Source organism: Homoserinimonas sp. (assembly GCF_056262345.1).
Genome location: NZ_JBACFR010000016.1, coordinates 1 through 10,510 on the forward strand (window position 1 = coordinate 1; position 10,510 = coordinate 10,510).

At 65.1% G+C, this 10,510-nt stretch carries 13 protein-coding genes; 10 read left to right on the top strand and 3 right to left on the bottom strand.

The annotated features are described in order from the left end of the window. The 7 genes from AC062T_RS00810 to AC062T_RS00840 all read left to right on the top strand — a co-directional run. The coding region (locus tag AC062T_RS00810; RefSeq protein WP_476026488.1) for an ABC transporter permease at positions 1-483 on the top strand (483 nt) is incomplete at its 5' end. Then, positions 476-1,276: an ABC transporter ATP-binding protein gene (locus AC062T_RS00815; RefSeq protein WP_476026490.1), complete on the top strand. Its 801-nt coding sequence runs from the start codon at positions 476-478 to the stop codon at positions 1,274-1,276. The genes AC062T_RS00810 and AC062T_RS00815, both read left to right, overlap by 8 nt. Positions 1,277-1,334: 58 nt before the next feature. Continuing rightward, positions 1,335-2,165 carry a PaaX family transcriptional regulator gene (locus AC062T_RS00820; protein ID WP_476026492.1) on the top strand — a complete coding sequence of 277 codons (831 nt, stop codon included), beginning with the start codon at positions 1,335-1,337 and terminating at the stop codon, positions 2,163-2,165. Between the two features lie 44 nt (positions 2,166-2,209). Beyond that, positions 2,210-2,332, top strand: a complete 123-nt coding sequence (locus AC062T_RS00825) for a hypothetical protein (protein ID WP_476026494.1) — start codon at positions 2,210-2,212, stop codon at positions 2,330-2,332. 2 nt (positions 2,333-2,334) lie between these two features. Beyond that, the gene (locus AC062T_RS00830; RefSeq protein ID WP_476026511.1) at positions 2,335-3,009 is read left to right on the top strand and encodes a DUF6766 family protein; all 675 of its coding nucleotides are present in this window, start codon (positions 2,335-2,337) and stop codon (positions 3,007-3,009) included. A gap of 131 nt (positions 3,010-3,140) precedes the next feature. After that, positions 3,141-3,602 (top strand): SRPBCC family protein, encoded by a 462-nt coding sequence (locus tag AC062T_RS00835; RefSeq protein ID WP_476026496.1) that lies wholly within the window; start codon positions 3,141-3,143, stop codon positions 3,600-3,602. Continuing rightward, complete coding sequence (locus tag AC062T_RS00840) at positions 3,595-4,503, top strand: SDR family oxidoreductase (protein WP_476026498.1); 909 nt, start codon at positions 3,595-3,597, stop codon at positions 4,501-4,503. Before AC062T_RS00835 ends, AC062T_RS00840 begins: the two co-directional genes overlap by 8 nt. Positions 4,504-4,573: 70 nt before the next feature. Here the strand turns inward: AC062T_RS00840 and AC062T_RS00845 are convergent, their stop codons facing one another. Then, positions 4,574-5,035: a CinA family protein gene (locus AC062T_RS00845; protein WP_476026500.1), complete on the bottom strand. Its 462-nt coding sequence runs from the start codon at positions 5,033-5,035 to the stop codon at positions 4,574-4,576. A 71-nt stretch (positions 5,036-5,106) separates the two neighbouring features. On the opposite strand from AC062T_RS00845, the gene AC062T_RS00850 reads away from it, so the two are divergent. Further along, a complete protein-coding gene (locus tag AC062T_RS00850; RefSeq protein ID WP_476026502.1) occupies positions 5,107-6,576 on the top strand; it encodes an alanine/glycine:cation symporter family protein in 1,470 nt (489 codons plus the stop codon). A gap of 38 nt (positions 6,577-6,614) precedes the next feature. Here the strand turns inward: AC062T_RS00850 and AC062T_RS00855 are convergent, their stop codons facing one another. Continuing rightward, the gene (locus tag AC062T_RS00855) at positions 6,615-8,915 is read right to left on the bottom strand and encodes a heavy metal translocating P-type ATPase (protein WP_476026505.1); all 2,301 of its coding nucleotides are present in this window, start codon (positions 8,913-8,915) and stop codon (positions 6,615-6,617) included. A gap of 47 nt (positions 8,916-8,962) precedes the next feature. After that, positions 8,963-9,169, bottom strand: coding sequence for a heavy-metal-associated domain-containing protein (locus tag AC062T_RS00860; protein WP_476026507.1), 207 nt, complete (start codon positions 9,167-9,169; stop codon positions 8,963-8,965). Between the two features lie 60 nt (positions 9,170-9,229). Here AC062T_RS00860 and AC062T_RS00865 point away from each other — a divergent pair, with 60 nt between their 5' ends. Further along, on the top strand, positions 9,230-9,511 hold the full coding sequence (locus AC062T_RS00865) for a metal-sensitive transcriptional regulator (RefSeq protein WP_108514673.1): 282 nt from the start codon (positions 9,230-9,232) through the stop codon (positions 9,509-9,511). Positions 9,512-9,628: 117 nt separating this feature from the next. Then, on the top strand, positions 9,629-10,420 hold the full coding sequence (locus AC062T_RS00870; RefSeq protein ID WP_476026509.1) for an alpha/beta fold hydrolase: 792 nt from the start codon (positions 9,629-9,631) through the stop codon (positions 10,418-10,420). Positions 10,421-10,510 lie beyond the last annotated feature (90 nt).

Sequence of the window (10,510 nt, forward strand, 5' to 3'; positions counted from 1 at the left end):
TTCTTCCGCGCGATCCCGCCGCCTGTTCTCATCCCGGTCTTCACGCTGCTCATGGGTCTCACCGATTCGATGAAGATCTTCGTGATCGTTTTCGGTGCTGTGTGGCCCGTGCTGCTCAACACGATCGAGGGTGTGCGCTCGACCGACAGCGTGATGAAGGAGACGGCACAGTCGTTCTCGCTCACCCGGGCGGAACGCCTGCGGTTCCTGGTGCTCCCGGCGGCGAGCCCCCGCATCATGGCGGGCGTTCGCCAGACGTTCTCGGTGGCCCTCATCCTCATGGTGATCTCGGAGATGTTCGTCTCGTCGTCGGGCCTCGGCTACAAGATCACCTATTTTCAACGCAACTATCTGATCGCAGAAATGTGGAGCGGCATTGTGCTCCTCGGGCTCATCGGCGTCTTTCTCGCCCTCATCTTTAGCGTCATCGAAAAGCGCGTTCTGCGCTGGTACCACGGAATCAAGGAGGTCGAACGTGCCTGAGACACTGCTCAAGGTCGAGCACCTAAACAAGGTCTACGAGTCGTCGACGGGCAACGTCGAGGCGATCGGTGACATCAGCTTCACGATGCAGCGGGGCGAGCTCGTCTGCATTGTCGGCCCATCCGGCTGCGGCAAGACGACGCTGCTCAAGTGCATCGCTGGACTGCTGCGTCCGAGCGCCGGAACGGTTGAGCTGGACGGCAAGATCGTCTCCGGCCCGCCCGCCAACATGGCGCTGGTGTTCCAGGAGTATGGCCGCAGTCTTTACCCGTGGCTCACCGTGCGAGGCAATGTCGAACTGCCCCTGCGCCACAAGAAGCTGTCGCGGGCGGAGAAGGATGCCCTCATTGACGATGCTCTGGTGGCCGTCGGTCTCGATCATGCCGGCGGCAGCTTTCCCTGGCAGCTCTCGGGCGGAATGCAGCAGCGCGTGGCCATCGCCCGCGCCGTTGCCTACCAGCCCGAGGTTCTCATCATGGATGAGCCCTTTGCCGCGGTCGACGCCCAGACGCGCGCCGACCTCGAGGATCTGGTGCGCAGCCTGCACCGGGAACGCGGGATGTCGATTCTCTTCGTGACGCACGACATCGACGAGTCCGTGTATCTTGGCGAACGCGTGGTCGTGCTCTCGAAGTCACCGACCTGGGTGCAAGAGGACCTCGCCATCGATCTTCCGGCTGAACGAGACCAGATCACCACACGGGCTCTGCCTCGATTCACTGAGCTGCGCACCTACGTTTATGAACAGATTCAGCGTGCGAAGCGAGGACAAGCCGTTCGGCCGTCCTCCTGATCACGCGACCACCGCGCTACTGCAGCGCACACAGCTCCGACGGGTGAGGGGGATCGGAATGCGAAGTCGACAGCCGAAACAGCTCATCCTGGCATTCTTTGGTGACTACGTTTTTGAGCAAAACGTTGAACCGGTGCGCGCGAGCGTGCTCATCGACGTGCTTGATGGTGCAGGTATCGCCGCTTCGGCGACACGGGCGACCCTCGATCGGCTTGTCGCCCGCGGCATCTTGACGCGCGAGCGCAAGGGTCGCGAGATCATGTTCGCGTTGACGGATGAGGGCGCGGCCGTGTTGCGCGAGGCCACCGATCGGGTGCGTGGCCAGCACAGCTTCACCCCTCACGGCGAGGGCTGGACTATGGTCACCTTCACGATTCCGGAGGATCAGCGCACCCTGCGCCATCAGCTGAGGTCGACGCTCACCTGGGAGAGGTTCGCCCCCCTGCGCGATGGGCTTTGGCTGGCGCCGGGAGAGGTTGACCTCGATGCCGTCCTTGCACCCCTGCGCGCAGAGCTGCCCGCTGGTGCGCTCACCGCGTTTCGCGCCAGGGAGCTGCCGGGCTACTCGATGGATGCGAGCGTTGCGGCCGCGTGGGATCTCGACCGAATTCGGGAGGAGCACGAGGCATTCATTGAGGCGTGGAGCGACCTCTCCACGATGGAGGCCGCGGGCAGCGCCCTCTCAGCTCGCACAATGCTCGTCGCCGACTGGCTGGGGCTGCTCAGGGTCGACCCTCGATTGCCTCCCGAGTTTCTGGGTGAGGATTGGCCCTCTCCGCTATCGTCCGAGCTGTATTGGTCGTGGCGAGCTCAGCTTGCCGACGATGCCTTGGCCGAGTTCGCTCGACGCGTTCCCGCAGCCTCTGCGCCGGTGCCGCCCGCGGCGTAGGCAAGCCCCTCGACGCTGTGGGGACTCGGGCGCATACTGACCCCATGAGCGACGAGCCCGATGTGCAGAGCAGTTATGGCGGCGAGCGTGCGGTCTTCTGGGCCTGGCTTGCGGTGATCGCCGGCGGCTTGGCGTACATGATCGCCATTCCCCTGATGGGCAGGTGACCGTGCGATTTCTCCGCGACAACGGTCTGAGCATCCTGTTCGGATGCCTCTTTGTTGGGGCGCTCGTCGGCCAGGCCTTTGCCGGTCTGGCTCAGCAGAACGAAGGACTGATTCAGCACGGCCATGCCCCGATCGGCCTCGGGTCCTTTGTCACATCGTCGGAGTTCGTGGTGGATGTGGCCGAGAACTGGCAGTCCGAGTTTCTGCAGTTCTTTCTGTTCATTCTGGCCACGATCTGGTTCGTTCAGCGAGGATCGCCCGAGTCGAAGCGGGTGGGGGATGCGGGCGTCGGTACTGATGCGGAGCAAAAGGTGGGCGACCACGCTCACGCCGACTCGCCGCCCTGGGCGAAAGTTCGTGGCCTTCGGCTCGCGCTGTTCTCCAACTCGCTGCTGATCGTGATGGGCGCGATCTTTGCGCTGTCGTGGTTTGCGCAGTCGCTCGCCGGCCGCATCGTGATGAACGCCGAAAACGCGGACCACGGAGAGCCTGCCCTCACGTGGGCGGAGTATGTGGTGAGCCCCGATTTCTGGAATCGAACGCTTCAGAACTGGCAGTCGGAATTCCTGGCCGTGGGGTCGATGATCGCGCTCTCCATTTTCTTGCGGCAGCGGGGCTCGAGCGAGTCCAAACCGGTCGGCGCTCCCCACGGGGAGACGGCTGTCGAATCGCAATAGCGCGCTCCGGGTGCCCGGCATACAAGCGCCCTCGTGTCATTTCAACCCCTAGATCGAGCTCGGGTTTGGGGTGACGATGGCCGAACTGTCAATCACTCGGTGCTCTGTGCGCCGGGAGAGGGAGGAACGCCATGCAGACGATTACCGAATCAATTGATGTCGATGTGCCCGTATCGACGGCGTACAACCAGTGGACTCAGTTCGAGGACTTTCCCGAGTTTCTGAGCTTCGTCGAATCCATTACTCAGCTCGACGACGTGCAGCTTCACTGGCGCGTGAACATCGACGGCGTCGTGCGGGAATTCGACGCGAGAATCACGGAGCAGGACCCCGACAAGCGCGTCGCCTGGAACAGCATTAGCGGCGAAGCCAACCACGCAGGGGTCGTGACATTCCACAAGCTCACCGACACGTCGTGCCGCGTGACCGTGCAGCTCGACTGGCAGCCGGAGGGCTTCGTGGAGAAGGTGGGCGCAGCCCTCGGCGTGGATGACCGGTCGGTGAAGAAGGACCTCAAGAAGTTCAAGGAATTTATCGAGTCGCGCTCTGTAGAAACGGGGGCGTGGCGCGGGGAGGTAGAGAACAATGGCTGAGGCCACCAAGGTAGGAACAGAAACTGAAGCGCAGGACCCTCGGGAGAAGCACCACTCGGGAGAGTATCCGGCGCAGACGCAGGAGCAGCCGGGCGACACCCGGGAGACGAACCCGACGCCCGACCACGGGGAGGACTCGTATCGGGGCAACGGCAGGCTCACGGGTCGCCGGGCGCTCATCACCGGCGGTGATTCCGGCATCGGGCGGGCGGTGGCCATCGCCTATGCCCGAGAGGGTGCGGATGTTGCGATCGTCCACCTGCCTGAGGAGGCGGAGGATGCCGCAGCAACCGTGGAACTCATCGAGCGCGCTGGCAGGCGCGGCGTCGCCTTTGCCGGGGATGTGCGGGATGAGGAGTTCGCCGGCCACATTGTCGCCGACACCGTGACCGAACTGGGCGGGCTCGACATCCTGGTTCTGAACGCCGGTTATCAGAAGAACCGTGAGGGTCTCGAGGAGATCGAAACCGAGGAGCTCGACCGGGTCTTTCGCACGAACCTGTATGGCTTGGTCTACACGGCCAGGGCGGCAATTCCCTATCTGGGGGCGGGGGCTTCGATCATCGTCACATCGTCGATTCAAGCGTTCAACCCGTCGCCCGAGCTCATCGATTACGCCATGACCAAGGCCGCGCAGGTTGCGTTCGTCAAGGCGCTCGCCGAGCAGCTTGGGCCGGAGGGAGTGCGCGTCAACGCCGTTGCACCGGGACCCATCTGGACCCCGTTGATTCCTGCGACGGAGTTCGACGAAGACAAGCTCACGGCGTTCGGTGCCGATACGCCGTTGGGCCGGGCCGGTCAGCCTGCCGAACTTGCGGGGGCTTACGTCTACCTCGCAAGCGACGAGGCATCGTATGTCTCTGGCGCGGTCGTGCCCGTCACCGGCGGCAAGCCGCTGTAGGGGTTGATCGCACCACGCAGTGAGACCAGCAGCCGCCCGCCCGTCCGGATTCAGCCGGGCGGGCGGGCCGTTAGCTGAGCATCGCCGCGAGGATGCGCAGAGCTTCGGCCACGGTCTGATCGAGAATCTCGTCGGGACTGCCATCGAACTCGCACAGGGCGCTCCCGGCCCCTGCGACGGTTGCCCACCCCACGTACACGGTTCCGGGCCGGTGGCCGTCTTGCTCGTCGGGGCCGCCGACGCCCGTGGTCGAGATAGCGACGTCGGCCTCGAGCAGGTCACGCACCCCTGTTGCGAGGATTTCGGCGCACTCGGCCGAGCAGGGGTCAACGCCGGGGGGCAGCCCGAAAAGCTTCTGTTTGGTGCTCACGTGATAGGCCACGACGGCGCCGGCGAACCACTCAGACGCCCCGCGCCCAGACCCCACCTGCGCTGCCAGACGACCGCTCGTGAGCGACTCGGCGACGGCAATGCTTACGCCGGATTCCGCGGCACCGGCCGCAATGAGTTCGACATCACTGGACGTTGTCATGGTTACTCCTGCCTGTCTCGCCGGTGACGATACACCTCGACGCGAGCCGAGGTCAGACGCATACTGGGCGAATGGATGCCCTCAACGATTTCATTCTCGTAGCCGGCGATGGGCTCTGGACGTGGGCGGTGCTCCCCGTGCTCGGGGTGCTCGGCATCTACTTCACGGTGCGCTCTGGCGTCGTGCAGTTTCGCATGATCCCAGAGATGTTTCGCACCCTCACCAACCGCACGCCGCTGGGCACCGACGGCAAACCACAGTCGGTTTCGGCGTTTCAGGCGTTCACGATCTCCGCGGCATCCCGGGTGGGCGTCGGCAACATCGCCGGGGTCGGCACCGCAATCGCGATTGGCGGCCCCGGTGCCGTGTTCTGGATGTGGACCATGGCGTTTGTCGGAGGGGCATCGAGCTTTGTCGAATCGACCCTGGGCCAGCTCTATAAGGTCAAAGACCCCAGCGGGTTTCGCGGCGGGCCCGCGTATTACATGCAGCACGGGCTGAAGGCCAAGTGGATGGGCATGCTGTTCGCGGGCATCCTGATCGTCTGTTTTCCCTTCGCCTTCAGTTCGCTGCAGGCCAACACCATCAGCGCAACGGTGTCATCGAGCTTCGGCGGCGAGGTCGGCTGGATTCCGTGGGTTGTGGGTATTTCGCTCTCGGTGCTCACGGGTCTCGTCGTGTTCGGCGGTCTTCGGCGCATCGCGAGCGTGACTCAGGCGGTGGTGCCGGCGATGGCGCTGCTCTACCTGTTGTTGGGGCTCGTGATCGTCGGCCTGAACATCGAGCAGCTGCCAGCGGTTTTCGCCTCGATTTTCACCGAGGCATTCGGATTCAATGAGGTCGTGGGGGCCACCCTCGGCCTGATCATCATGACCGGGGTGAAGCGGGGCATGTTCTCCAATGAGGCCGGGCTGGGTTCAGCGCCGAATGCCGGTGCGAGCGCTGCCGTGACTCATCCCGTGAAGCAGGGACTGGTGCAGACGCTCGGCGTCTATTTCGACACGTTCCTGGTCTGTTCCATCACGGCATTCATCATCCTGGTGTCGACGCCCGATCTGGCGAACGCGACGAGGGGCATCGGGCTCACCCAGCAGGCCGTTGTCGGCAATCTAGGCGAGTGGTCCAACGTGGTACTCAGCGTGATCATCTTCTTGTTGGCCTTCAGCTCGATCCTCGGCAACTACTACTACGGCGAATCGAACATCGAATTCCTGTCAACAGCCCGGGGCGTGCTGCCCATCTACCGGGGACTCGTCGTGGCGGTCGTCTTCGTGGGGGCGATCTCGTCTGCCGACATCATTTGGAACACGGCCGACGGCATCATGGGCATCATGGCCCTGGTCAACCTCGTGGCGATTGCTCTGCTCTCGGGTGTCGCGTTCAAGCTGCTTAAGGATTACTCCGCGCAGCGCAGGGAGGGCAGGGAGCCTGTGTTCACCAGGGACCGGCTGCCCGAGCTGACGGGCGTGCAGTGCTGGGCCGATGAACTCAGCGTGACGGGGCCGCTGCCGGTTGTGGACGCTGACCGCGCCAAGCTCTGACCGGGGTGATTCGCGGGCTGCGCGAAAATGCTGCCGGTCTAGCGCCGAGGCGTGAACCCGCGGAGTCGCAGGCTGTTGGTCAGCACGAACACGCTCGAGAACGCCATCGCCGCACCCGCGATCATGGGGTTGAGCATGCCCAGGGCGGCCAGCGGAATCGCGGCGACGTTGTAGGCGAAGGCCCAAAACAAATTGCCCTTGATAGTGCCCAGGGTTTTTCGCGACAGCCGGATGGCATCCGCCGCCGACCGCAGGTCGCCCTGCACCAGCGTGAGGTCGCTGGCCTCGATGGCGATATCCGTGCCGGTGCCCATGGCGAGACCCAGGTCGGCCTGGGCGAGCGCGGGTGCGTCGTTGATGCCGTCGCCGACCATCGCCACGACGTGTCCCTCCGACTGCAGGCGGGAGACCACATCGACCTTCTCCTGGGGCAGAACCCCGGCGATGACCTGGTCGATGCCGACCTCATCGGCGACCCGGCGAGCGACGGTCTCGTTGTCGCCCGTGAGCAGGATGGGGGTCAGGCCGAGTGCCTTGAAGTCGGCGATCGCGGCGGCGCTCGTGGGCTTGACGGTGTCGGAGACCGCGAGAAGCGCGCGAACGCTGCCGTCCCAGCCGACCGCAACTACCGTGCGGCCATCGCCCACGGCGGAGTCGAATGCCGCGACAAGGTCGTCGGGCATCGCGAGGCCGCGGTCCGTGAGCATTGTGGGGCGGCCAATCACGGTTTCGACGCCGTCGATCGTGCCGCGCACGCCGTGACCCGCAAGGTTCTCAAAGTCGCTTGTGGCGGGAAGGGCTGCGCTCGCCGCCTCGATGCTCGCCGCCTCGACAATGGCGCGGGCAATCGGATGCTCTGACGAGCTTTCGAGGGCGGCGGCGCGGCGCAGAGCCTCAGCCCTGTCGACGCTGTTGCCCGTAATGATGTCGGCCAGCGACATCCGCCCGGTCGTCACCGTGCCGGTCTTGTCGACAACTACCGTGTCGATGCGGCGGGTGGATTCGAGCACCTCGGGGCCACGGATGATGATGCCGAGCTGGGCGCCGCGACCGGTGCCAACGAGGAGGGCGGTGGGCGTGGCAAGGCCGAGCGCGCACGGGCAGGCGATGATGAGCACGGCGACGGCCGCGCTGAACGCGATCTCGGGGGAGTTGCCCCACGCGAGCCAGGCGCCGAGCGTGGCGATCGCGATGACAATGACGATGGGAACGAAGAAACCGCTGACCCGGTCGGCCAGACGCTGAACCTCGGCTTTGCCGTTCTGGGCCTCTTCCACGAGGGTGGCCATGCGAGAGAGCTGGGTGTCGCTGCCAACGCTGGTGGCTCGCACGACGAGGCGCCCACTGATATTGGTTGTCGCGCCGACGACGCTGTCGTCCGCGGCCACATCGACGGGCACCGACTCGCCAGTGAGCATGCTGCGGTCGACGGATGATGCGCCGCTGAGCACAACGCCGTCGGTTGCGATCTTCTCTCCGGGGCGCACAACGAACTCGTCGCCGACCGCAAGGCTGGCCGCGGGCATCCGCTGTTCGACTCCGCTGTGAAGCACGGTGACGTCTTTCGCGCCCAGGTCGAGGAGCGCGCGCAATGCCGCCCCCGCCTGGCGCTTCGATCGCTTCTCGGCGTAGCGCCCCGCCAGCACAAACACCGTGACGGCCGCGGCCACTTCGAGGTAGATGTCGCCGCCGCCCGAGCCCGGGGTGAGGCTGAACTCGAAGCCGTGGGTCATTCCCGGCATTCCGGCGTGGCCGAAGAAGAGCGCGTAGAGCGACCAGAGGAATGCGGCACCTGTCCCTACCGTGATGAGGGTGTCCATCGTGGTGGTGCCGTGGCGCAGATTGGTCCAGGTCGCCTTGTGGAACGGCAGGCCGCCCCACACCACCACGGGTGCGGCAAGCGTGAGCGACAGCCATTGCCAATAGGTGAACTGCCACGCTGGAACCATAGCTAGGACGACGACCGGCAGTGTGAGGATTGCACTCACGATGAGTCGGGTGCGCAGGGCCGAGAGCTCCGCATCCGGTGTCGTCTGGCCCTGGGGTGTTTCGTTCGGCTCTCGAGCCTCGGGCGCGGGAGGCAGTTCGGCGGTGTAGCCCGCCTTCTCGACCTCGGCGACGAGCTGCGCGGGGTCGATCGTGGCGGCGAACCGAACGTGGGCCTTCTCTGTTGCGTAGTTGACGGATGCCTCGACCCCGTCGAGCTTGTTGAGTCGCTTCTCGATGCGGGCGGCGCACGAGGCGCACGTCATTCCGCCGATGGCGAGGTCGAGCGCCTCGAGCCGTGCGGCTTCGTAGGCGCTCTCATCAACCGCTATTGGGGTCGAGGTGTCAGTCATGGTGGGGCCGGGTCCTTGTGGGTTTGGCGGGCAGGTGGCGCGAGTCTCTAGGCGCTGGCGAGGCTGTACCCGGCCTCGTCGACGGCGGATGCGACGGCCTGCGGGTCGGGGTCGGTGTCGCTGGTTACCGTAACGAGTCCGCTGGCGAGGTCGACGTCGACGCCCGTGACGCCCGCGATCTTGCTGATTTCTTCTGTGACGGAGCTCACGCAGTGGCTGCACGTCATCCCGGTAACGGTGAAGGTGGATTCCATGGTGGCAACTATACCCCCAGGGGGTATAAAGTAGCAATGGCACCACGAGAGGATGAGCTCATGCACGGATACAGCGACGACAAACAGAAACTTCTCGCGCGTCTCAAGCGCGCAGAAGGACAGGTGCGGGGCATCCATCGGATGATCGAAGAAGATGTCTATTGCATCGATGTTCTCACCCAGGTTTCGGCTGCCACCAAAGCACTCGAAACGGTGGCGCTCGCCCTGCTCGACGACCATCTGACCCACTGCGTCGCAGAGGCAACGCGGGAGGGTGGCGAGGTCGCGGACGCCAAAATCGCCGAGGCTTCTGCCGCGATCGCCAGGCTCGTGCGCTCCTAGCGGCAGCTGGCCCCACGCCGGGCACCATGCTGAGACCGGCCACCCTTGACCGGCCGCTCCTGAGTGCCTAGTCTCGCGAGCATCCGACCGCCGCGGTGCCGCGCAAAGGAGCTGGCTATGACCGAGTTCGTCACATCGTCGCGAGGCGATCGAGTCGCCTATGACGTGAGGGGCAGTGGGCCAGGGATCATCTTCATCGCGGGAGCCGGGCCCTCTCGCGAGAGCGATCCGCTCACCTCCACCACGGCGGAGTTGGTTGCCCAGCGCGGCATAACGACGATCGTCTACGACCGGCTCGGTCGAGGCGAGAGCGGCGCAGATGGCGACATTGGCCTCGACCGGGAACTCGCCGCCATTGCTGCGCTCATTGAGGTTGCCGGGGGCAGCGCGGTGCTGTGCGGGCATTCATCCGGAGGCTCGATCGCACTGCTGGCCGCCGTCGAGGGGCTTGCGGTTGACGGCCTTGCCCTGTGGGAGACCCCCGTTTCGCCCGAGCGGGCGGCGGTGGAGTGGGCCGCTGAATTCGAGAGGCGGCTCGACGCTGGCGATCTGGAGGGCGCGCTCGAGTACTACATGAAAGACATGCCGCCCGAGTGGCTAGAAGGCGCCCGCAGGTCGCCGGCGTACCCGCAGATGGTGGCGCAGGTCGTCACGTATCGGGCTGATGCGCAGTCCCTGTCGTGGGCGGCGTCTGGCTCGCATGCCGAACTGTTTGGGGGCATCCGGGTGCCCGTGCTCGTGATGTATGGGGAACAGACCTTTGAGGAGATGATCGACGCGGCAGATTCGCTGGTGGGGGCCATTCCGGATGCGCGCGAGAAGCGCATGCCGGGAGCTGGCCACATGTGGGAGGCCGAGCCGATGGCGCAGGAGCTCGCCGAGTTCGTGTTGTCCGTTCGCCGCACATAGCGAAAGGGGCCCCCGCGCGGCGGGAGCCCCTTTCGTTGTGTGGTCGTGCTTAGACGGCCGACCAGCCGCCATCCGACGGCAGGATCACGC